Source organism: Rhodococcus baikonurensis, assembly GCF_040489275.1.
GTDB lineage: Bacteria > Actinomycetota > Actinomycetes > Mycobacteriales > Mycobacteriaceae > Rhodococcus_F > Rhodococcus_F baikonurensis.
Window position 1 is genome coordinate 39996 of sequence record NZ_JBEUOQ010000018.1, and the last position, 22103, is coordinate 62098.

General features: G+C 62.5%; 19 protein-coding genes. 7 read left to right on the forward strand and 12 right to left on the reverse strand.

Annotation, left to right across the window (positions count from 1 at the left end; translation table 11 throughout):
- Nucleotides 1-30 precede the first annotated feature (30 nt).
- Nucleotides 31-972: an ABC transporter substrate-binding protein gene (locus tag ABWI03_RS28720; protein ID WP_124567282.1), complete on the forward strand. Its 942-nt coding sequence runs from the start codon at nt 31-33 to the stop codon at nt 970-972.
- Between the two features lie 240 nt (nt 973-1212).
- Nucleotides 1213-2463, forward strand: coding sequence for a reverse transcriptase family protein (locus ABWI03_RS28725; RefSeq protein WP_298772608.1), 1251 nt, complete (start codon nt 1213-1215; stop codon nt 2461-2463).
- Between the two features lie 13 nt (nt 2464-2476).
- Here ABWI03_RS28725 and ABWI03_RS28730 read toward each other — a convergent pair whose 3' ends face one another.
- From ABWI03_RS28730 to ABWI03_RS28740, 3 genes are read right to left on the reverse strand one after another with little or no spacing between them, the layout of a single operon-like run.
- Nucleotides 2477-2863 carry a RidA family protein gene (locus tag ABWI03_RS28730; protein WP_296555205.1) on the reverse strand — a complete coding sequence of 129 codons (387 nt, stop codon included), beginning with the start codon at nt 2861-2863 and terminating at the stop codon, nt 2477-2479.
- A 41-nt stretch (nt 2864-2904) separates the two neighbouring features.
- Complete coding sequence (locus ABWI03_RS28735) at nt 2905-3717, reverse strand: alpha/beta fold hydrolase (RefSeq protein WP_095971654.1); 813 nt, start codon at nt 3715-3717, stop codon at nt 2905-2907.
- On the reverse strand, nt 3714-4496 hold the full coding sequence (locus ABWI03_RS28740) for an IclR family transcriptional regulator (RefSeq protein ID WP_095971653.1): 783 nt from the start codon (nt 4494-4496) through the stop codon (nt 3714-3716). The genes ABWI03_RS28735 and ABWI03_RS28740 overlap by 4 nt, the downstream gene beginning before the upstream one ends.
- 195 nt (nt 4497-4691) lie before the next feature.
- Between ABWI03_RS28740 and ABWI03_RS28745 the strand changes: the two genes are divergently transcribed.
- From ABWI03_RS28745 to ABWI03_RS28765, 5 genes are read left to right on the forward strand one after another with little or no spacing between them, the layout of a single operon-like run.
- A complete protein-coding gene (locus tag ABWI03_RS28745; RefSeq protein WP_298772603.1) occupies nt 4692-5696 on the forward strand; it encodes an ABC transporter substrate-binding protein in 1005 nt (334 codons plus the stop codon).
- A 10-nt stretch (nt 5697-5706) separates the two neighbouring features.
- Nucleotides 5707-6489, forward strand: a complete 783-nt coding sequence (locus ABWI03_RS28750; RefSeq protein ID WP_200313044.1) for an ABC transporter permease — start codon at nt 5707-5709, stop codon at nt 6487-6489.
- Between the two features lie 2 nt (nt 6490-6491).
- The gene (locus ABWI03_RS28755) at nt 6492-7274 is read left to right on the forward strand and encodes an ABC transporter permease (protein WP_260395442.1); all 783 of its coding nucleotides are present in this window, start codon (nt 6492-6494) and stop codon (nt 7272-7274) included.
- The gene (locus ABWI03_RS28760; protein ID WP_298772594.1) at nt 7274-8080 is read left to right on the forward strand and encodes an ABC transporter ATP-binding protein; all 807 of its coding nucleotides are present in this window, start codon (nt 7274-7276) and stop codon (nt 8078-8080) included. Before ABWI03_RS28755 ends, ABWI03_RS28760 begins: the two co-directional genes overlap by 1 nt.
- 25 nt (nt 8081-8105) lie before the next feature.
- On the forward strand, nt 8106-9116 hold the full coding sequence (locus tag ABWI03_RS28765; RefSeq protein ID WP_095971648.1) for a YdcF family protein: 1011 nt from the start codon (nt 8106-8108) through the stop codon (nt 9114-9116).
- A 6-nt stretch (nt 9117-9122) separates the two neighbouring features.
- Here ABWI03_RS28765 and ABWI03_RS28770 read toward each other — a convergent pair whose 3' ends face one another.
- From ABWI03_RS28770 to ABWI03_RS28810, 9 genes are all read right to left on the reverse strand, one after another.
- Entirely contained in the window at nt 9123-9956 is an 834-nt protein-coding gene (locus tag ABWI03_RS28770; RefSeq protein ID WP_298772592.1) for an NmrA family NAD(P)-binding protein, read from the reverse strand.
- A gap of 14 nt (nt 9957-9970) precedes the next feature.
- Nucleotides 9971-11911, reverse strand: coding sequence for a hydantoinase B/oxoprolinase family protein (locus tag ABWI03_RS28775; protein WP_124567290.1), 1941 nt, complete (start codon nt 11909-11911; stop codon nt 9971-9973).
- Nucleotides 11911-14010, reverse strand: a complete 2100-nt coding sequence (locus tag ABWI03_RS28780; protein WP_166810047.1) for a hydantoinase/oxoprolinase family protein — start codon at nt 14008-14010, stop codon at nt 11911-11913. Before ABWI03_RS28780 ends, ABWI03_RS28775 begins: the two co-directional genes overlap by 1 nt.
- 281 nt (nt 14011-14291) lie before the next feature.
- Nucleotides 14292-14963 carry an SRPBCC family protein gene (locus ABWI03_RS28785; protein WP_166810048.1) on the reverse strand — a complete coding sequence of 224 codons (672 nt, stop codon included), beginning with the start codon at nt 14961-14963 and terminating at the stop codon, nt 14292-14294.
- Entirely contained in the window at nt 14960-17482 is a 2523-nt protein-coding gene (cutA, locus tag ABWI03_RS28790; RefSeq protein WP_298772586.1) for an aerobic carbon-monoxide dehydrogenase large subunit, read from the reverse strand. Before cutA ends, ABWI03_RS28785 begins: the two co-directional genes overlap by 4 nt.
- The gene (locus tag ABWI03_RS28795; protein ID WP_029256750.1) at nt 17479-18123 is read right to left on the reverse strand and encodes a (2Fe-2S)-binding protein; all 645 of its coding nucleotides are present in this window, start codon (nt 18121-18123) and stop codon (nt 17479-17481) included. Before ABWI03_RS28795 ends, cutA begins: the two co-directional genes overlap by 4 nt.
- Before the next feature lie 2 nt (nt 18124-18125).
- Complete coding sequence (locus tag ABWI03_RS28800) at nt 18126-19028, reverse strand: FAD binding domain-containing protein (protein ID WP_095971642.1); 903 nt, start codon at nt 19026-19028, stop codon at nt 18126-18128.
- Nucleotides 19029-19117: 89 nt separating this feature from the next.
- Nucleotides 19118-20557 carry a uracil-xanthine permease family protein gene (locus tag ABWI03_RS28805; RefSeq protein WP_298772582.1) on the reverse strand — a complete coding sequence of 480 codons (1440 nt, stop codon included), beginning with the start codon at nt 20555-20557 and terminating at the stop codon, nt 19118-19120.
- 292 nt (nt 20558-20849) lie between these two features.
- Nucleotides 20850-22073 (reverse strand): aminotransferase family protein, encoded by a 1224-nt coding sequence (locus ABWI03_RS28810; protein WP_353799008.1) that lies wholly within the window; start codon nt 22071-22073, stop codon nt 20850-20852.
- Nucleotides 22074-22103: the final 30 nt, after the last annotated feature.

Sequence of the window (22103 nt, forward strand, 5' to 3'; positions counted from 1 at the left end):
ACTGATTCAGAACAGGAAACCGTAGATCTCATGACCGTTCGCGTCGGATACTTCCCACACAACAATTCACTGTTCGTTCTGCGCCACACCGGAATCCTCGAACGTCGTCTCCCGGATGTCGAGTGGGTGGACCTGCGCGAGCTTCCCGCCAAGCCCGCAGTCAACCCGGAGAACGCCTTGCCGACCCTGCACTCGGACTGGCTGTTCGAGGAGGGCGGATACGACGTGATCGGAACCGGATTCACGCCGCCCGTCACCGGATTGGCTCAGGGCCGCGATCTCGTCTACATCGGAATTTCCGGCCCCCGCGTGGAGAACGGGCGCCTGGTAGTCAAAGCAGAGTCCGAGATCAACACGGTAGAGGACCTGCGCGGCAAGCGAGTCGGCATCGCGCACGGATCGTGGCAGACCACACTTCTGTTGTTCGCCTTGGATCAGGCGGGGCTGACCTGGTCCGACATCGTCCCCGTCGATACCGACGTGCGCGGTGGTGGAGCGGATCTCGTCGACGGCACCATCGATGCCTGGGTAGGTGCGTACCCGGGGCTGACGGACATCGAAGCGAACCACGAGCTGCGCACGCTGATCGCCACCGACGGGCTCTTCAGCCACCCCTCACTGTGGTTCACCCGGCGCGATTTCGCGGAGACCAATCCGGAGGCCCTTCAGGCGATCATCGAGGCTCTGCAGGAATCCGATGCGTGGATCGAAGCCAATCCCCGCGAAGCCGCGCAGATCTTCGTCGACGACGTCGAGAAGCGTGGTGGGTCCGCAAGCCTCGATGCCTGGGAAGCTGCACTGCGCGGACGTCCTTTCGGCGTCAACCCGGTCACCGACGAGTTCCTCGACGAGCAGCAGCGGGCGGCCGATCTCCTGCTGAGCAACGGACTACTGCCGAAGGCGGTCACCGTCCGCGAAGCAGTCGTGCCGTGGATCAGCGAGTTCGTCGGTTCGGATCGTTCGTCGATCTGATGACCCACAGCTGACAGATCAGCTTCACACGTGACAGATACCGGACGGTCTGCCATTGTGAAGAGATGCGGCGGCGCGTGGGTGAGAGTTGGTCCACGCGACCAGTCTCAGGGGTAACCCCTGGGTCGGCCAGAAGAATTGGATACTGCGTCCACCGGCGCTCGGCACGCTCCGCGTGCTTGCCGCCGCTCCGGACAAAGGATTTGGTCACCCCACGCCGCCGCATCTCGGGCTCGATCCATGCGTGACTTCGAGCTCGATCCCGAGTTGGCGCGGCGTCTGGCAGTTGCGGCCGCTGACGCTCCATGGACACTCGGTGGACTCGAGGAGGCGTTCGGAACAGTCCACGGTGTGTCGGCGACATCGCTGGCCGTCCGGGTGCTCGATCTCATGCCCGCTCCACCGTTCGAACCTCAGACTCTGTACCGATTGCTACGCGAACTGCCGCGGCTTCGACCCGTCCCGGTCTCGATGGACACCAACGAATCCTCGGTGTGGCGGTTCGACGTCCCGCGCTACAACACCAGTGCGGACCTGGCGCGTTCACTGGATCTGACGATCTCCGAACTCGAGTGGTTCTCCGACCGTGGGGAGTGGCTGCGCACGAAACCATTGCAACTGCGCCACTACCGGCCGATGCAGATCAGCAAGAAGGCCGGGGCTCGCCTCCTCGAGATACCCAAACCCCGGTTGCGGGAAATCCAACGCAAAATTCTGCGCCGCATCCTCGACCAGGTGCCCGCGCACGACGCAGCTCATGGGTTTGTTCGCGGACGAAGTCCACTGACTTTTGCAGCGCCGCATGCACAGTCGGAAATCGTGATCGGCGTGGATCTCATGCAATTCTTCCCGTCGATCACCGGAAACCGTGTTCACGCGGTCTTCGCCGCTCTCGGTTACCCACCCGCCGTGGCAGGAGTGCTCACCGGATTGTGCACTGTTGCAACACCTGCCGATACTCTGCGCGGTCTACCTTATGCACAGGCATCACAGCTACGCACCGCGCATCTGCCACAAGGCGCGCCCACTTCGCCGGCACTGGCGAATCTCGTCGCGCGCACATTCGACATCCGCTCGAGCGCACTCGCACAGGCGAACTGGCTCACCTACACCCGATACGCCGACGACCTCGCCTTCTCCGGAATCGAAATAGCCGACGTCAGCACCCTCCTCTGGACGATCAAGCAGATCGCCCAGGACGAAGGGTTTGCCGTACATCCGCGAAAGACCAAGGTGATGCGCCCTCATCGACGCCAACACCTCACCGGGCTGGTGATCAACGACCAACCGTCGTATCCGCGTGACGACTACGATCGCCTGCGCGCTCTGCTGCACAATGCCGCCAATACTTCTGCGCAGGAACAGAATCGAGCGGGAATCGAGCACTTCCGCGCCCATATCTACGGCCGGATCGCGCACATCGGCGAAACCAGCACTACGCGCCGACGCACATTGCTGCGCCTGGCTGAACGTGTGGACTGGGACGACTAGTGCCCGCGAGCAGTCAGACCCTCGGGGTGTACGCCATGCATTCGACTTCCATGTGCGCACCCAGCGCCAGTCCGTCTGTTCCGAACGCACTGCGGGCCGGCAGTCTCGACGCCGGGAAGTACTCGAGATAGACCTTGTTGAACTCCTGCCAGCGTGACATGTCGTCAAGCATGACAGTGCATTTGAAGATCGCTTCGACACCGGAACCGTAGGCGATCAGCGAAGCCACGATGTTCTCCATGGTCTGGCGGGCTTGCGCTTCGAAGCCGTCGGCCAAGGTTCCGTCGGGAAGCATGCCGATCTGACCCGACAGATACAGGACGTCTCCGACGCGAACTCCGGTGGAGAACGGTGTATCGAAAGCGGGTGGGATGAACTCGACGATCTGAGATGAATCCATTAGATCTCCTCGGAAGTGGAATATGCGTGACGAGTAGCGCTTCAGAGCACTGGACGGGCGCGCACATCGGCCAGGAAGTGCGCCACCAACTCGTTCCACGCGTGTGGGTCCTCGAAGTAGGGGGAGTGGCCGCGGTCGGCAAGTTCGACGACTTCTGCGTGAGGCAGGAATTCGGCGGCGCTGCGAATCCGATCGGGTGTCATCAGATCGTCCAGCTCGCCCGCGATCAACAGAACCGGTGCCGCCACCGCGGCAAGCTCTTCCGGCGAGTAGTTGTGGGCCTTGAGAATTCGGAAGAACTCGGTGTCCGGTGGCCGATGACCGAAGGTGCCGAGGGCTTGGTACAGGTATGCCCTCGCCATGTCCAAGCTCGGCAACCGTCCGCCCACAGCGGGATGTTCCCCCAGGGGCCGCGCGGTGACGGGCGCCGCGGTGAGGGGCGGTGCACTGTCCGGACCGAAGCCGACGGGAATGCCGCCGGTCGTGCAGGCCAGGACTACCGACTCCACTCTGTCCGGAACAGCGATCGCGGTTCCCAACGCGGCCCAACCGCCCATCGACTGGCCGACCACATGCGCTCGATCGACGTCCAGCAGGTCCATGATTTCGATCAGATCCGAGACAGCGGCTACCGGGCCGTGGTTGCCGTTCTCGTTGGTAGACCGGCCGAATCCTCGCTGATCCCAGCTGATTACCCGATAATGCTGAGCGAAGTACGGTACCTGTTGGTACCAGACCGCGGCATTGCCGCCGAGACCGTGCGTGAGAATCAGATCCGGGCCCTCGCCGGCAGTCTCGTACCAGACCCGTTCGCCGTCTGCGACGGTGATGAAGCCCTCGGTCCGTGGAATCATCCTTCTTCTCCTGCGTCGGACGGGCGCTTGCCCGAAGTGTGGTCAGTAAGGAGTTGCTGCACTTCATCGGTCGCCCGCAGCAGGTGTTCTTCGACCATCCGTGTCGTTTTCGCGTCGAAGTCGGTGTCGAAACCGATCACCGTCAACGCGCAGAGGGGAGAGCCCTTGCGAGAGGACACTGCCCGCGAGACCGAACCGATGATGTCCTGAGATCGTTTGTGGACGACCGCGAATCCGGTTTTCTGCGTCTCGGCGATGTCGGCGAGGAACCCGGTGGGGCCTTCGAGTGGATAGCCACTCTTTTCCACCATTGCCAGGTAAGGCGCCCGGGTATTGTCCTCGAGTGCCGCCACCAACGCGAGCGGTCCCGCGAACCGGTGCGGCGGAAGTAGATCCCCGAGCATCCGAGTGATCATCTTGAGTCGCTCGGGACGCAGCGCCGCGATGATCCGAGTCCCGCCACTCTCGAGAACCTGCAGATTCACCATCATGTCCGTGCTCTCGGACAGCACCCGCATGGTCGGATCGCACAAGGCCGCCAACGAATGCGCTGCCGCTTCGTGAGAAACCTGCAGTGCAGCCGGGCCGGGGAGATAGCGACCGTCGTAGCGGAAGACCCAACCACGGTTCGCGAGTTCGCCAAGTACTCGGTGCGCAGTCGGGCGGAGCATCCCGACTTCTTCTGCCAGCTCACTGAGCTTCATCGGCGTGGTCGAGCGCGCGATGGCCTCGAGTAGATCCAGCGCTTTGTCGACGGCGGACGCAGAACCCTTCGTCATCCGATCCCCTCCCGGTGCCGTGTGAGTACCCGGCGATCCGAAATCTCGTGTTCTTGGAAAACCCTTGGCATTCGCCTAGGAAATTACTATAGTCACAACAATCGTTCCGGCGTACGGAATTCTTTGAGCGTCTTCACCTTCCCACCGGATTACCGGCAAGGAAGTCCTATCTTTCCCAGCGAGAGGCTTTCGGACATGACGGTTGGACATACCCTTCGGTCGACACCACGGTTCAGAGTTGTTGCCCTGGCAGCGGTCGCGACGGCTGCTTTGGCACTGACCGGCTGTTCGAGCGACGCCACGGCCTCCGACGACGGGGGCACCCAGACCACCACGATTCGTATCGCACCTCAACCGATCGCGGACTTCGCACCGATCTGGCTGGGTATGGAGCAAGGATTCTTCACCGCTGAGGGACTCGACATTCAGCTCGTCGAGGGCGGGGCCAGCTCCTCGGCTCAGATTCCGTTGCTGCTCAGTGGAAATGCAGATATGGCAGCCACGACTGCCGCTGCCGCAATTCAGGCACGCAGCCAGAACATGCCCGTCACCATCGTCGGAGGGCTCACGAATTTTGCCGCGAATGACGATGTCGACCAATCCGGTCTCGTTGTCGCCAAGGACAGTTCCATCAGTGGATTCCGTGACCTCGAAGGCAAAACCGTTGCGATCAGCGGTTTGAAGTCTGTCAGCGAGGCGGTCATCTCTGCCGCGGTGGAGAAATCCGGCGGAGCAGCCGACAAGGTCTCGTTCATCCAAGCGCCCATGCCCAACCTCGGTGACCTCGTTTCCACTGGCGGAGCCGATGCAGCATTCCTCATCGATCCGTTCCTGAGCAAGGCAACCGACTCCGGGCTGAAGATCCTCGGCCACCCCTTCCCCCTGGCCGCACCCGGCGTGCCAGGAACCTCGCTGGTCGCTTCGGAATCGTTTGTCAATGCGAACCCCGACTCTCTCGCTAAATTCCGTACGGCGCTTGCCAAATCGGTCGACTACGCCAATCAGAATCCGGGCGCGGTCAAGGCTGCACTCTCGACACAAGCCAAGATTCCGCTCGAAATGCTGGCCAACAGCAAGAATCCTCAGTTCGTCGCAGTAGTGGAACCGGGCACTCTCGGGGCGGAGATCGAACTGTTGGTCAAGTACGGGGTTCTGACGGAGTCGGTCGATACCGAATCCTTGCAGACCCCGGCCAACTGAGTTGTCCGCCTTGACAACCCCGAAAACACGCCGCAGGCAGGTACTGCTCGGACGGCTGCTGACGCTCTTCGCGCTGGCAGCCGCCTGGCAGGTCTTCGGAATGCTGGGCGACGAGAATGTCAAGGGTGTTCCGAAGTTCAGTGACGTGGCAGTGGCGTTCGTCGACGAACTCGGTACCTCTTCGCTGTGGACGTCATTGGGACAGACGTTGACCACAACCGCCATCGGCTTGGCGCTGTGTCTGGTGATCGGAATCCCGGCAGGACTGCTGCTCGCCGCGCACCCGTTCCTGACAGTCTCTTCGCGCTTCGTCATCGACTTCTGCCGGACCGTTCCGCCGCTCGCGATCATTCCCCTCTTTCTGTTGATCATGGGCCCGACGCAACGTATGGCGGTTGCGCTGATCGTGGCGGTGAGCGTGTGGCCGATTCTGCTCCAGACCATCCACGGAGTACGCAATGTCGATCCGGAACTACTGGCCACCGCACGATCCTTCCGACTTCCACTGTGGCGCAGACTCGCTCTCGTCGTCGCGCCCGCGTCGATGCCCTACATCTTCACGGGAATTCGTATCTCGGCAACACTGAGTTTGCTACTGACCATCGGTGCCGAACTGATCGCCGGGGTTCCCGGACTCGGCAAGGAAATCCTGCTGAGCCAATCCGTCCCCGACCGAATGTTTGCACTCATCGTCGTCGCCGGAGTGCTCGGCATGCTACTCGCGTTCGCTGTGATGGCAATCGAGAATCGTTTACTTGCTTGGCATTACATCCCGAGGAGGATGACGACGTGAAGATGATGTCCGGGATTCGACTCCTCGCGTGGGAGTTGTGGCTGCCGATCTTGATCGTCGTCGTGTGGTACTTCGGATCCGCGTCGAGTAAGTCGCCGTACTTTCCGCCGTTGTCACGAATCTGGAAAGCATTTGTGGACAACTGGTTCGGTGCAGGCTTTACTCGAGATGTCGTACCCAGCCTGACCAATCTTGCCTTCGGCCTCACCGTGGCGCTGGTGCTCGGCATCGGGGCGGGTCTGCTTCTTGCTCTGTTCCCACTGGCTGCCGAGATCGCTGATCCGTTCCTCCAGTTCTTCCGCGCCATACCCGCACTCGCTGTCCTGCCGGCCCTGTTCATCGTCTTCGGTACTGGTTCCTCGGGCAACGTCGCCGCCATCGCTTTCGGCGCGGTCTGGCCGATACTCCTCAACACCCTCGACGGCATTCGCTCCATCGACCCGAGTATCCGCTTGGTGGCGCGCAGCTATCGCATCCGTACACCCCTGCTGGTCACGCAGGTACTCCTCCCCGGAGCGATGCCTCAGATAACGGTCGGCATCCGTACCAGTCTCGCGATCGGCGTCGTCATCATGGTCGGCAGCGAAATGTACGTCTCCACTGCAGGAATCGGCCACTTCGTGATCGTCGCGCAACAGACCTTTGCCATCGCAGACATGTGGTCCGGAATCCTCCTGCTCGGAATCATCGGGTACGTGCTCAACGTCGGCTATGGCGTGATCGAACGATGGTTGCTCAGATGGCAGCCTCGGACCCACGGCGCACTCGCAGTGAAAGGAAACTGATGTCATCCACAGAATCTGCGGCATCCACCCCCGCAGTCGAACTGAACGGCCTCGGGGTGACCTACGGCGGACCTACCGGCCGCGAAGTGCTTCGCGGGATCGATCTCTCGGTTGCACCCGGAGAAATCGTCTGCATCGTCGGACATTCCGGTATCGGCAAAAGCACCCTGATTCGGTGCATCGCCGGTTTGCAGAAGCCGACCACGGGTGAGGTCCGCATCGCCGGGATCGCGATCGACGCTCCGCCCGCCACTCTTGCGCTCGTGTCACAGGATTACGGACGCACACTGATGCCCTGGCTTCGAGTGGGCGAGAACGTTCGCCTGCCGCTGCGGGGCAACGGCCTGGCACGCAGGGTTCAGAACGAGAGGGTAACCGAGGCGCTCGCCGTCGTCGGTCTGGAAGGAGCTGCGCGTTCCTACCCCTGGCAGTTGTCCGGCGGAATGCAGCAGCGGGTAGCGATCGCCCGCGCCCTCGCCTATCGGCCGCAGGTTCTACTCATGGACGAACCCTTTGCATCGGTCGACGCCCAGACCCGCGCGGAACTCGAGGACCTGCTGCTGACGCTTCAACGTGATCTTGGCATCACCGTCCTCCTCGTCACCCACGACGTCGACGAATCGGTGTACCTGTCCGATCGAGTGGTCGTCCTCGGCGGAACGCCGGCGTTGATGCAGGACATCGTCGACGTTCCGTTGATCGGTGCTCGGGACCAACTGACCACCAAGGCGGACCCACTGTTCATCGAGTGTCGTACCAGGGTTCTGTCCGCGATCCAGCAGTCGAAGGTGGTGGCGCCCGTGTAGTGGGCGCCTCGCTTAGGCTGGCTCCGTGATCCTTCTCCTCATCGGCCTCGCGCTGCTCGGATTCTGCGGCTACCGGTTCAGGCAGGATCGGCGGAGGCTGAGCAACGGCGTCTATCTACTTCTCGGACTGATCTTCACCGGTCTGTGGATGCTGCAGTCGGGTGCGCCGGGAACCGAGGTTCCGTCGTTTGTCATCGCGACGATCGCTCTGCTCTCACCGTTGCTGGTGCTCCTGCTCGCGGGATTCCTGATCGTCAACGGGGTCACGATGCTGCGACGCGAGGGATTCAGCGTCGCGAATCTGCTCTCACTCGTCGCGGGTCTCGGACTGCTCGTTCCCTACGTGTTGCTCGCATCTGCGTTGCTGACGCAGAGGTACTGGCTCGCAGTCGTTCTCGGATCGTTCAGTCTGGTCGCGTCGTACCTGGGGTTTCTGTTCACGAGCTTTCTGCTCTACTCCTACGTCTACGGACGCCAGAAGTACCAGCCCGGGATGGACGCGATAGTGGTGCACGGCGCCGGACTTTCGGGTGCCGACGTGACGCCCCTGCTGGCCAGCCGTCTGGACAAGGCGGCGGACGTCTTTCGCGCCGAGGTGGCCGAAGGACGTTCGCCGTTGTTGGTCGTCAGCGGCGGGAAGGGATCGGACGAGGTGGTCAGCGAGGCCGAGGCAATGTGCGTCTACCTCGTCGATCACGGGATACCGCGTGAGAACGTGATGCTCGAGGACCGCTCGACCACCACGCTCGAGAACCTCGAGTACACCAGGGACCTTCTCCGTGCCAACACCACGAAGCCTCGAATGGTTCTGGTCACCAGCAACTTCCACATACTGCGAACCGCGACGTTTGCCCGGAGCCTCGATCTGGACGCGGAAGTCATCGGTTCCCACACCGCCCGGTACTACCTGCCGAGCGCGACCTTGCGCGAGTTCGCCGCCGTCACGGTGGAGCACAAGTGGCTCAACGGAACGGTCTGCCTGATCCTGGCCGCCCTGCCACCGCTGGTGGTCTGGGCGGCAGGAGGTATTGCGTAGCAAGCATCACCGAATCAGGCTCTCGACGCCCATCGGTCGGCGACCCAAAAGCAGTTCGACAGCAGCACTGCCCGCAAGGAAGTCGTGGTGGTTGTAGAACTCGAACATCGCAGCCAATCGTGAACTGGCGTTGACATCCAGACCAGTGCCGATCTGTTCGCGCCACCGATCCACGCTGATCTGATCTATCGCGACGGTACGTGACGTCTGCTTTTCCACCATCTGTGCCACCTCCATGACACTGAGCGATTCCGGGCCGCCCACTTCGTACGTCGCTCCGTGATGCTCGCCCGGACCCTCGCTCAGAACAACCGCGGCCACGGCCGCCACATCTGACAAACTCACGAACGAGAACTTCGTTTCCGCGCTGTACGGCAGGACGATGGTGTCGGATCGACCCGTGAGTACCGCTTCGAAATTCTGCGCGTACGCACACGGCTGCAGCACAGTCCATTTCAAGGGCGAACGATGCAGTTCGTCCTCGCACCTGGCTTTGTCCAGGTGATGCGGCATGGACGGGCTGAACGGCCACGCCACGGAATGATAGACAAAGTGTTCCACTCCCGCCGACGCCGCTGCCGTCAGCGCATTGCGAAGCAGTGCGGGCTCGTCGGGATGGACGTTCGGGGCGATGAAGTACACCCCTCTGCACCCCGCAAGTGCCTTGCGCAACCCACTACCCGTTTCGAGTTCTACCTCGTAGTCGCCCTCGACTCGTGCCTTTCGCACCAGTCGCCGCACCGTCACGCTCGGCGGCAGTGCAGCGACGAGGGCCTCACCGGTCTTACCCGCGGCGCCGATCACCGCGATGTCGGCGCCGCGAGCAATTCCGTTCTCCATGAGAGTTTTCCGTCCTAGACGTAGTCGTAGACCGCTGAGGTGGCGCCACCGGAAAGCTGCGCGTAGCCCGGACCCCGATCGAAGAAGGGTTCGTTCTCGCCGCGCTCCGAGCGCAACTGATCTCGCAGCTCCGTGGTAGCAGCCTCGTCGACGGACGGCTCGTCACCGTCGATCACGACTACACCGTAGTCGTCGCGTGCACCTTCGACGGAAACCTTGCGCCACTGAATGTCTCGCAAGACCTCTTCGATCGGGCGCTCCAGTGGATCTCCCCAACCGCCGCCACCGGTGGTACGAATCCGTACGACCTCGCCGGCCTTGATCGGCTCGGCATCGGTCAGTGCGTCGAACTCACGCTCGTTCGGTCCACCCGGATCCAGGACGACGGAGAACGGCCGACCGGCCTTGCCGCCCTTGACTCCCCAGCAGGCGAGGATCGAACGGTCCGCGATGGACATGAAGTGCGCATCCTTGAGCATGCGGATGTGCTTCTCGTATCCCAGGCCGCCGCGGTAGCGTCCGGCTCCGCCGGAATCCATGGCCAGACCGAGCTTCTCGACGATGAAGGGGAAACGGCTCTCGGTGAATTCGGTCGGCAGGTTCCGTGAGTCGGGAACGACGTGAATCGTGTCCTCACCGTCGGCGTAGTAGCGTCCGCCGGAACCGCCACCGAGCACCTCACGCATGAGGTACGAGTGACCCTCGAAGTCCTCGCCGTACACACCGGTGTACCTGATGGTCTCCTGATCGGCGGGCATGTTTCCGTCCACAGCCTTGGCGACGACGCCGGCCAGCACTCCGAGCAGACGGAGGATGACAAACGTGCGAGCGTTGGTGGGGGCAGGGAAGATCGGGGTGATCAATGTTCCCTTCTCGGGGAACTTCATCTCGATCAGCGGTACGACGCCCTCGTTGACATCCAGTTCGGCCATGCGCTCCGGGGTGTCCGCGAGGTTACGCAGAATCGGGGCCAACCACTTGATGAGGAAGTTTCCGTCCGCGTAGTCACCGCAGTGGTTGATCGGACCCTTCGCCTGCGGTCCGGTTCCGTTGAAGTCCAGGATGAGTCGCTCGCCGCCCTCGTCCTCCGGCCGCGTCTTCGTGAGCGTGATGCGCTGGATGTGGAGCATCGGCTCGTCGACGCCGTCGTGCTCGGCGTAGTCCTCCCATGTGTACTCACCGACCGGGATCTTACTGAGGATTTCGCGGCGGTACGTCTCGGTGGTCGCGTCCATCATCGCGTCGAAGCACGACTCGACGGTGTCGACTCCGTATCGCTCGAAGAGTTCGGTGAGTCGACGCGCACCCATCAGGCACGCCGAGCACTCGGCGTCGAGGTCAGCGGCGAGTGCATCCGGCATGCGGGAGTTACGCGTCATGATGCGCAGCGCGGCCTCGTTGGGAACTCCCTGGTCCCACAGTTTGATCGGCGGAACCATCAGTCCCTCTTCGTACACCGTGGTGGCACCGGACGGCATGGAGCCAGGGCAGCAACCGCCGATGTCGTCGTGGTGACCGAATGCCTGAACGAACGCAACAACTTTCGGCTCGGCATCGGGAGTGACGCGGGCGAAGACAGGCACCGTGACGCACAGGTCGGGGAGGTGGCCGATGCCACCTTCGGACAGGTAGACGTCGTTGTGGAAGTACACGTCTCCCGGCTTCATCGTCTCGAGCGGGAAGTCCCGGGCGATCGGATGGACCAGCGCGGAATACGAACGGCCCGTGAGCTTGCGGAGGTTCCGGTCGTGAATACCCGCGCGGAAGTCGTGAGCGTCACGGATCATCGGTGAGCGCGAGGTGCGCGAAATGGAGGTCTCGACCTCCATTTCCACGCTGGCGAGGTAACCGGCGACGATCTCGACCAGAATCGGATCAGGTGACGCGCCGTCGGTAGCGGTGAGTCGGTACGGCTTGGCCGCGGTGGCAGCAGCAGCATCGAGAATGGCGGTCATCACTTCACTCCGTTCGAGTCGGAAGACTTCGAGATACGGATGTTCCCGAAGGTGTCGATACGTGCCGAGAATCCGGGATGGATCGGGACAGTCGAGCTGAACTCCTCGATCACGGCCGGTCCTTCGATGACGTCACCCGCACCGAGCAGCGTGCGGTCGTAGGTAGCCGTTTCGACCCAGCTGTCGAAATACGATTGACGCGAACCGGTTAGAGCCGAGTCGGCGCCGGTGCCGGCGGGGATCTCCTTGAGCGTCGGACGCTTGATCGGGCCGATGCCACTCACGCGCAGGTTGACCCACTCGACGTGCTGCGACGGGTCTCCCCGGAAGTCGTAGCCGTACAGTTCGCGGTGCGCCTGGTGGAACGCCTCGGCCGCGTCGTCCATGATCTGCGCCGTGACGGTACCTTCCGCCACCGGGACGCGAACCTCGAAGGCCTGACCGAGGTAACGTAGATCCGCAGTACGGGAGTACTTGCGCTGCGTCTCGTCGAATCCTTCTTCGGCGAGCGCGATCTCGGCTTCGCCGGCCAGCGCGTCGAACTGGCTCTGCAGGTCTTCTGCCTTCAACCGGTCGTGACGACTCACATGCGTCTGGACGTAGTCGTTGCGGACATCGACCGTCAGCAGACCGAACGCGGAGACGTTACCCGGATTGAGCGGGACAAGAACGTCTTTCAGTCCCAGAATGTCGACGAGACGGCAGGCGAGCAGGGAGCCGGAGCCGCCGAACGTCACGAGGGTGAAGTCACGAACGTCGAGGCCACGCTTGACCGTGATCTGACGCAGGGCGTTGGCCTGGTTCCACGCCGAGACCTCGAGGACGCCGACTGCACACTCCTCGAAGCCCAGACTGAGCTGTGTTGCAAGCTCTTCGAGGCCCTTGCGTGCCAGTTCTGTGTCGAGAGGGATCTCGCCACCGAGCAGGTGGGGTGGGATGCGTCCGAGCAGTACGTGCGCGTCGGTGATGGTCGGTTCGCTGCCGCCCTTGCCGTAGCACAACGGGCCGGGATCGGCGCCTGCCGACTGAGGGCCGACTCGGAGGGTGTGTTCCGGCGTCATCCACGCGATCGAGCCACCGCCGGCGCCGACGGTCACGACGTCGATCATCGGGATCTTCGACGGGTAGTTGCCCACTCGCCCTTCGGTGGTCAGCGCGGGCTCGCCCCGAACCACGACGGTGACGTCCGTCGATGTTCCGCCGCCGTCACAGGTCAACACCTGCTCGACGCCGGCCGCATCGGCGATCAGCGCGGCACCGAGAGCACCGGCAGCCGGTCCCGAAAGTACTGTCGTAATAGGCTGGTGAACAACCTCTTTGGCCGAGAGAACACCGCCGTTGGACTTCATGACGTAGAACGGAATGTCGCGGGGTTCGCCGTCGGTGGTCGAGAACTCACGCAAGCGATTCGCGATGTTGTTCACATAGTTGCGGATGTTCGGCTTGACCGCGGCGTCCACGAGAGTGGTGATGGACCGCTCGTACTCGCGGTACTCACGCAGCACCTGGCTCGAGATGCTCACCGTCGCATCGGGGAAGACTTCGAAGAGGATGTCGCGTACGCGCTCCTCGTGCGTCGGATCTGCGTACGAGTGCATGAGGCAGACGCCGATAGTGCGAATACCGCGGTCCTTGAAGAACTGCGCTGCGCTGCGGACACTCTCTTCGTCGAGCGGACGAATCTCGCTGCCGTCGAAGGAAAGGCGTCCACCGACGGTGCGTACACGATCGGCAGGGACGATGCGTTCGGGCTTGACCCAGAAGTACGAGTTGCCGTAACCGTCCGGCACCGACTGACGAGCGATTTCGAGAACGTGCTCGTAGCCCTCGGTGGTGATGAAGCCGAGATTCTCGACCTTGCCTTCGAGCAGCTTGTTGGTCGCAACCGTCGTGCCATGGCTGACCGCGCCGATCGAGTCGCCACTCTCACCGAGCTTGGCGAGTACCTTCTCGATACCGGCGAGAAAGCCCTCGGCGGGGTCCGCCGGGGTGGACGGGGTCTTGGTGGTGACGATGGCGCCGGTTTCGTCGTCCACTGCCACGATGTCGGTGAACGTTCCGCCGGTATCGATACCGACCCGAATCTTCCTGGGTTCCACGCTTCCTCCTGGGATCTTTGGCTCGTCTCGTCTGGTACCGATCGACGGTTGTGGCCTAGCCGGTAAGTGGCTCGTACCTGACGTGTAGTGCTATTCCACAGGTTCGGAAGAGCGGATTCTTTGTCACAATTCGCCGAATCGGGGGACCAAGGTTCGGCGCACGATCACGAGCGGATCTTCGCCGGCGCCCATGTGGGTTACGCGGACGTGAAAAACGCCCCGAACCTGGTCGGTTCGGGGCGTTTCCCTCATCGTGAAACAGCTGCTGACACTCCGGTGAACTACTCGCGACACCCAGAACGGGCCAGGAATCCGCCTATAGCAACACCTGACAAAGCAATCGCCGCACCGACGACGGCGCTGACCATCACCGTGCGAGCATCGGTGCCGCCCGCTGCCGGCACACCGGCCGGAAGAACCGCTGGCGCCGTGACGGCGCCGGAAACTACCGGCGCCCCCTCGACCGCCACTGCCGGTACGGCCGCCGCCACGGCGGCAGTGACCTTCTCGGGGATTCCGTTGGCAATGACGCCGTCGATGCTCTTGAAGAACACCCCGGCCATTTTCTTGGCGACACCGGTGATCATGCGCTGCCCGACGCCGCCGACCATCCCGCCGACCACGGCGTCGGCGTCGTACGAAAGCAGCGTGCCACCCTCGTTCTCCGTCAACGTGACCGTGACGTCCGCCTTCACCGTGCCGGGAGCACCAGCCCCCGAAGCCGTCATGACAAACGAATTCGGCCGATTCTGTTGCGACAGAACAACCTCGCCGTCGTACACGCCCTTGATCGACGCGACTCCCGCCATGATGGAGAGCTTGTAGTGATTGTCCGTGAGCTGCTCGAGCGACTGCACACCGGGAATGGTCGCGGCCAGTACACGACCGTCCTGGAGCTTGTCGTAGACCTCTTCGCGAGGTGCCGTCAGCTGCGCGGTGCCGGCGATTCTCATGCATTCTCCTCTGATGACGAACCCGCATGTGCGAGTCGAAGTTCGAACAGTTCGGACGGTGAAATGGGCATGGACGTGATCGAGATTCCTTCGGCGTCCTCGATGGCGGCCGCGATGACGGCGCTGGTCGGGATCACACCGGCTTCACCGGCGCCCTTCATTCCGAGTGGGTTGAGTCCCGACGGCGTGACGGTGTGATCCATCTCGAGCGAATCCGGCATCTCGGTGACGAACGGCATCAGGAAGTCCATGTACGACGCGTTGAGCATCTGGCCGTGCTCGTCGTAGACGATCCGCTCGTAGAGTGCGCCGCCGATACCCTGCGCGACGGCGCCCATGACCTGGCCTTCGACGATGCGGGGGTTGATCACGTTTCCGCAGTCGTGGATGACGACGTAACGACGGACAGTGATCTCGGCCGTCACGGGATCGGTTTCGACGATCGCCGCGTGCACTCCCGAAGCGAAGGTGGAGCTGGGCGGCGAGTAGTAGCCGGTGGCTTCCAGGCCGGGCTGCTCACCCTCGGGAATCGGCGGCTTCGACATGTCCGTGTCGGTCTTGGCGAAACCGGTAGCCAGCTTCGACTCACGGTCGAATGCATATCGTAGCGGGTTCGACAGCACGGCAACAACACTCAGCGGTACGGACGTACCCTCCACGCCGGCCTCGGTGCCGATCTTGCACACGTGGCCTTCCCGGAGTTCCAGGTCGGTTTCCGGCAGATCCAGGATTCCGGACGCGATCTTCTTCGCCTTCTCCGCGACCATCTGCGCCGCGACGTGGAAGGCCGAACCAGACATGACTGCACCACGCGAGGCGAAAGTGCCGACGGCATAACCGAACCGGCGGGTGTCACCGGTGACGATCTCGACGTCGGAGACCTTGACTCCGAGGTCGTCCGCAACGATCTGGGCGAACGCGGTCTGGTGGCCTTGGCCCTGCGTCGTCAAGCCTGTTGCGGCCTTGACCTTTCCGGACGTCTCGACCACTACGTGCGCGCCTTCGTAGGGTCCGGGTCCGGTTCCCTCGACGTACGCACCGATACCGATGCCGACCGACCGACCTTCGGCGCGAGCCTTCCTCTGGTACTCGGGAAATCCGTCCCAGTCGATGAGCTTCTTGAGCTTGTCGATGCCTGCCTGGTAGTCACCCGTGTCGTAGATCAACGGGCGTCCGTCCTGGAACATCAGGCCGAAGTCGTACGGCATGTCCTCGGGGCGAATGAAGTTCGCCTCCCGCACCGCGATCTTGTCCTTGTTCAAGTACTTGGCGATGGCGTCCATGGATCGCTCCATCGCGAACACGGCCTGCGGACGTCCGGCACCGCGGTACGGGGTCACGATGACCGTGTTGGTGTACAGCGAATAGGCGTTGACCCGGAACGACTTCGGCTTGTACGGCCCGAGAACCTGCGTCGCGGTGTTGATCATGACGATGATCCCGTACGGCAGGTAGGCGCCGTTGTCGTGCCAGAACGTGAAGTCGAAGGCCAACAGACGGCCGTCGTCGTCGAATCCGATGTCGACCTTCTGGATCTGCCCACGCTCGTGCGCACTGGAGATGAAGTGCTCTCGGCGATCCTCGACCCACTTCACCTCACAGGAGATGCCGGCCTGGCCGAGGCGTCGAGCGGCCCACGTGATCATCACTTCTTCGGGCCACGGGTGAACGATCTTGACACCGAATCCACCGCCGACGTCGGGAGCGATGCAGTGAACCTTGTTCAGTGCCATACCCAGTCGCGCGGCAATGGCGGCGCGGGCGGAGGTGGACGTCTGGGTGGAGGTCCAGAACGTGAGGGTGTTCTCGTCGCCGTCCCAGCGTGCGTAGACACCCTTGCCCTCCATCGGCATGGAAGCCGAACGCTCGATTTCGAGATCCAACGTCAGTCGGTGTGGCGCGGCGGCCAGTTCGGCATCGAGATCTCCGAACCCGTGCTGCAGGTGAGCGGCGACGTTGTCCGGAACGTCGGCGTGGACGGCGTTGTCGGCGGTGCGAGCGACGTCGATCCCCACTACCGGCTTCAACGCCTCGTAGGCGACGTCGATCTTCGCGCACGCATCCTCGGCGATGTACCGGTTGTCGGCGACGACCATCGCGATAGCTTCTCCGACGTGCTTCACCTCGTCCTTGGCGAGGGGATACCCGTTGCGCGGAGCGATGATTCCCGGATGCGGAATGAGCAGTGGCAGGTTTTCTGCCATTTCCGGAGTGTCGGCCAGGAGATCTTCGTAGGTGTAGATGGCATGTACGCCAGGCACTTCCAGCGCCTGATCGATGTCGATGTCGATGATTCGCGCATGTGCATGCGGCGACCTGACGAATGCCGCGATCAGTGCGTTGTGGCCCAGATCGTCCAGATACCGCCCCTGACCGCTGAGCAGGCGCGTATCTTCTTCACGCGGAATCGGTTTGCCGAAGAACTTGCCGTCGTCGGCAACCGAATGATCGGCCGTCGAATGATCGGTAGCGGGGTGCTTCGCCCCGTTGCGCTTTGCTGGTTTGACCGGAGTACTCATGCTTTACCCGCCCGTCCTCCGACGGGATTCGTCGTTCCCCGCACCTTGCGATCCAACGCCTCCCGAGTGGACGCGTCGTCGATTCCGAGCGGGAACTGCCCGGCTCGTTCACGCTTGATCTCGGCTGCGCGCAGAACCGACGCCCTGATGTTCTGGTATCCCGTACAACGGCAGAGGTTTCCGGCTATCGCGTCCGTTGCTTCCTCACGCGTGGGATTCGGGTTCTCCTCGAGAAAGGCCGCGATGGTCGTCACGAATCCCGGTGTGCAGAATCCGCATTGCAAGCCGTGACAATCCTTGAAGGCCTGCTGAACCGGATGCAAAGTACCGTCCGGCTCGACGAGGCCTTCGACGGTCGTGATCGATCGACCTTCGAGGCTGGCAGCGAGGACGAGGCAGGACCGAACCGGCTTTCCGTCGAGCAGCACGGTGCACGCACCACACACGCCGTGTTCACAACCGACGTGCGTGCCCGTCTTACGGAGGTGGTGACGAATGGCATCCGAAGCCAAAGTGCGGGAGGGAAGAACGACGGTGCTCGTCACCTCGTTGAGCGTGAACGTCACGGCCACATGGTGTTCACCGGTATCTGCTGCCAACTCGGCAAGTTGATCATCGATGGAGCGATCGTTTTTGGACATAGTCACCACTTTCCTGCCAGTACTGCGTTCTCACTGAGAGCGTCCGTTGCTGCCGCGAAGCCGACCCGCGCCGTGAGCGCGGACACCAACTGCGAGCGGTACGCCGCCGTCCCGTGAATGTCTGCCTCGGTATCTATCTGCGCGCGGGCGCATTCTCCGAGAGTGCGCCATCGCGGGTCTCGCTGATCCGTCGCCGACGCCCCCGCCAGCACGTCCGTGTAGTCCACGACCTGACCCAACTCTCCGGCGGACACGTACGTCATGTGTGCTTCGGCCACCAGTCCGTCGACCACGCGAATCCGGGCGACGACGCCGACCAGTGCGTAGTCACCGTGACGACGCGCGATCTCGTCGATGGCGGTTCCCACGCCGGGCTCGGCGGCCGGCACCGACACCGACACCGCGATCTCGTCCGATTCCAGGCTCGACTCGAGAGGACCGGCGAAGAGATCCGTCGACGCGATCTCGCGGGTGCCACGCACCGACTGGACGGTCACGCTGCCCCCGAGCAGTGTCAGGACTGCCGGCATCTCCGCCGACGGGTCGGCGTGGACGATGGAGCCGACGCTCGTCCCGCGGTTACGGATCGTGGGGTGCGCTACCAACTGCAGAGCACGGTTCAGTAGCGGCTGAACTCGACGAGCACCTTCGTCAGCTGCCAGCACCGAGTGCGTGGCCAAGGCTTGGAACCGCACTCCTGTGTCTTCGGACGAGGTCACCGAAGCGAGGTTCGGGATCGATCCGATGTCGACGATGTGGGCGGGGGCGGCGAGGCGCATGGACAGCAGCGGCACAAGCGACTGCCCGCCGGCGAGCACCTTCCCCTCGTGAGAGACCTCGGAGAGGATTCGGCACGCGTCCTCGACCGAGGACGGTCGGTGATAAGTCAGCGGCGACGGTTTCATTACTCAATCCTGCCTCTATGAGTCACTTCACGTTTTGTGCAGATGTGACAACGGTCACGGGTCATACCTGGCATACATTCAACTTGGCATCACGTGAGCTGCGCCACGGGCTCTTCCCGTTCGTCATCTGACGCATTCGCCCCCGGGGTCGTGCTCGGCCGTCGGCCGGACGTAGGCCTGTTCAGTTCGGGGTTCCAGGACCCTACGAGCTGGCAGAAGTGGTACATCACGATCACGACGACGGTGCCGAGCGCGATGCCTCCGAGCGAGAAGGTGTCACTGAACTTCAGAGCCGTATCGCCGATACCGATGATCAGGCCGGCGGCGATCGGCATCAGATTCAGCGGATTCCCGAAGTCGACACCGTTCTCTTTCCAGATCTTGGCGCCGAGCAGACCGATCATGCCGAACAGAACCACAAGAATTCCGCCGAGAACGCCGCCGGGCGTCGCTGCCATGACTGCTCCGAACTTGGGCGAGAAGCCGAGCAGGATCGCGATGAAACCGGCAATCACGTACGCGGCGGTCGAGTACACCCGGGTCGCTGCCATGACACCGATGTTCTCGGCGTGTGTCGTCGTGGGGGAGCCGCCTACTGCGCTGGCGATGGCGGTGGCAAAACCGTCACCGGCAATTGCGCGTCCGATGTACGGGTCGAGATCGTCGCCCGTGATCTCTGCGACTGCCTTGACGTGGCCGGCGTTTTCCGCGACCAGTGCGATGACACCGGGAAGGACCAGGACGATGAACGTGAGGCTGAACGAGGGAGCGTGGATGCCGACGATTCCGTTGGCTTCGTCCGAGAACGGCGGCAACCCGAACCAGGACGCCGAGTGCACCGAATCCCAGTTGACACGAAAGTGCTCGGTGGGTGCGCCACTACCACTGGCGGACGTGATCGGACCGGAGACCCGGTCCAGGACCCACGAGAAGATGTAACCGAAAACCAGCGCGACGAGAATGGCGATACGTCCCAGGAAACCGCGTAGCGCAACGCTCATCACGATCAGTGCCACCATCACGATCAGTGCCACCCACTGGTCCTGCGGCCAGTACAGCCCCGCGACAACCGGCGCCAGGTTGAAACCGATCAACATCACCACTGCGCCGGTCACCACCGGCGGTAGCGCTTTACTGATAACGCCACCGCCGAGAAAGTGGATGGCGATACCGACGAATCCCAGAACCAGTCCGGACACCAGAATCGCACCGGTCACTTCCGCCGTCGTTCCGCCCTGGGCACGAATAGCGGCGACACCGCCGACAAAGGCCGCGGACGTGCCGAGGTAACTGGGGACGTGCCCCTTGACCACCAGGAGGAAGAAGAGCGTACAAAATCCCGACATCATCACGGCAAGTTGAGGATTGAGGCCCATGATGATCGGGAACACGAACGTCGCGCCGAACATCGACACGACATGTTGACCACCCAACCCGATGGTTCTCGCCCAACTGAGTCGCTCGCCGGGAGCAACCACTTCACCGGGCCCGATGTTCTTTCCATCTCCGTGCAACGTCCAGATCGGCATGACGAGACCTTTCGCGAAGGAGGAAGGTGTTCGAAATGCTTTGTGCCCCAGCTCACAAACACCGTGTCTGGAGTGAAACGCTAATACAGCACCAAGATTTGGACGTGATGACAATCTGCCAGAACCCGCTCACCGAGATTGGCAACAATGGTGACAGATGATGCGGGCAGGGGTCATCGTCAGTGCTGGAGACAGTTTCGACGAAAATTGGGACCACGATAGGACGGGCCCCAACATTTTCGTCGGCTTAATGATTCCGTAACACGATGTCTGTCAACGGAAAACGAGGTACCTAACCGAGGGCTGCGAGGATCCCTGCTGCCATCTCCGCGACCTGATCATCGGTCATCACGAACGTCGGCGAAATCTGCATCGCACCCTGACCCGCAGCGCGACCCGAAATACCGTGCTCACGCAACGTCTTCACGAACGGCAAAGCCTCCGCCGGATCAACCAACTGCACCGCAGCGACCGCACCGAGCCCACTACGAACCTCCGCCACCCGCGGATGCTCCGCCAACGGCTGCAGATGCGTATGCAACGACGCCTCCAAACGCTTCGACTCCCCGAGCAAATTCTCACGCTCGACAATGTCGAGGTTCGCCATCGCCGCAGCAGCAGCACCGGCATGCCCGCCGTACGTGTAACCATGACGCCACCACGAACCCGCATAAAACGGCTCCGCCACCCGCGGCGCGATGAACACCGCACCCATCGGAAGATAACCCGACGTCAAACCCTTCGCCGTGGTCATCATGTCAGGCTGCAAATCGAAACGAGTGGATGCGAACCACTCGCCGCCGATACGACCGAAACCGGTCACCACCTCGTCGACGACAAACAGAATGTCGTGCTCACGGCAGATGTCACGCACCTCCGCCAGATACCCCTCCGGCGGAAGATACACCCCACCCGCACCGATGATCGGCTCCGCGAAGAACGCGGCGATCTTGTTCGCACCGATCCTCTCGATCAACTCGAGCAGACTCTTCGCATCATCCCAACCGACCGTCGCCGCATCCGCCATCAGCTCGCCGTAACCCTCACGGTTCACCGGAATACCCGCCAGAGCCGTTCCCGCAACATGCATTCCGTGATACGCCTTCTGACGACCGACAATGATGGCCTTATCCGGCTGCCCCACCTCATGCCAATACCGGCGAGCGAGCTTCGCCGCAGTGTCCACCGAATCCGAACCACCCGAGGTGAAGAAGATCTTGCTCCCGGCAACCGGCGCGATCGTCGCCAACCGCTCCGCCAACACCTGCGTGGTCTCGGGAACAAAATCACCGAAGTTGGAGAAATGAGCGATCTTCGACAACTGAGCCGCCACCGCGTCCGCGATCTCCGTGCGCCCGTGCCCGACATTGGTGAACCACAGGCCCGCCGTCGCATCCAGATACCGAGTGCCCTCGCGGTCCCAGATGTACGCCCCCTCACCGCGAGAGACGACAAACGCGCCGTTCTTCTCCACAGCGCCCATGTCCGCGAACCCGTGCCACAATGCCGAAGCCATCGTCGTTCTCTCCCAACTGGATACGTTCGA

Bases quoted from the DNA above. Each gene is read 5' to 3' on its own strand.
- ABWI03_RS28740 (WP_095971653.1), bottom strand. From the start codon at position 4,496: ATGACGAAGGGTTCTGCGTCCGCCGTCGACAAAGCGCTGGATCTACTC.
- ABWI03_RS28720 (WP_124567282.1), top strand. From the start codon at position 31: ATGACCGTTCGCGTCGGATACTTCCCACACAACAATTCACTGTTCGTT.
- ABWI03_RS28730 (WP_296555205.1), bottom strand. From the start codon at position 2,863: ATGGATTCATCTCAGATCGTCGAGTTCATCCCACCCGCTTTCGATACA.
- ABWI03_RS28725 (WP_298772608.1), top strand. From the start codon at position 1,213: ATGCGTGACTTCGAGCTCGATCCCGAGTTGGCGCGGCGTCTGGCAGTT.
- ABWI03_RS28795 (WP_029256750.1), bottom strand. From the start codon at position 18,123: ATGTCCAAAAACGATCGCTCCATCGATGATCAACTTGCCGAGTTGGCA.
- ABWI03_RS28775 (WP_124567290.1), bottom strand. From the start codon at position 11,911: ATGACCGCCATTCTCGATGCTGCTGCTGCCACCGCGGCCAAGCCGTAC.
- ABWI03_RS28800 (WP_095971642.1), bottom strand. From the start codon at position 19,028: ATGAAACCGTCGCCGCTGACTTATCACCGACCGTCCTCGGTCGAGGAC.
- ABWI03_RS28770 (WP_298772592.1), bottom strand. From the start codon at position 9,956: ATGGAGAACGGAATTGCTCGCGGCGCCGACATCGCGGTGATCGGCGCC.
- ABWI03_RS28745 (WP_298772603.1), top strand. From the start codon at position 4,692: ATGACGGTTGGACATACCCTTCGGTCGACACCACGGTTCAGAGTTGTT.
- ABWI03_RS28755 (WP_260395442.1), top strand. From the start codon at position 6,492: ATGATGTCCGGGATTCGACTCCTCGCGTGGGAGTTGTGGCTGCCGATC.
- ABWI03_RS28760 (WP_298772594.1), top strand. From the start codon at position 7,274: ATGTCATCCACAGAATCTGCGGCATCCACCCCCGCAGTCGAACTGAAC.
- ABWI03_RS28805 (WP_298772582.1), bottom strand. From the start codon at position 20,557: ATGCCGATCTGGACGTTGCACGGAGATGGAAAGAACATCGGGCCCGGT.
- cutA (WP_298772586.1), bottom strand. From the start codon at position 17,482: ATGAGTACTCCGGTCAAACCAGCAAAGCGCAACGGGGCGAAGCACCCC.
- ABWI03_RS28735 (WP_095971654.1), bottom strand. From the start codon at position 3,717: ATGATTCCACGGACCGAGGGCTTCATCACCGTCGCAGACGGCGAACGG.
- ABWI03_RS28810 (WP_353799008.1), bottom strand. From the start codon at position 22,073: ATGGCTTCGGCATTGTGGCACGGGTTCGCGGACATGGGCGCTGTGGAG.
- ABWI03_RS28785 (WP_166810048.1), bottom strand. From the start codon at position 14,963: ATGAGAATCGCCGGCACCGCGCAGCTGACGGCACCTCGCGAAGAGGTC.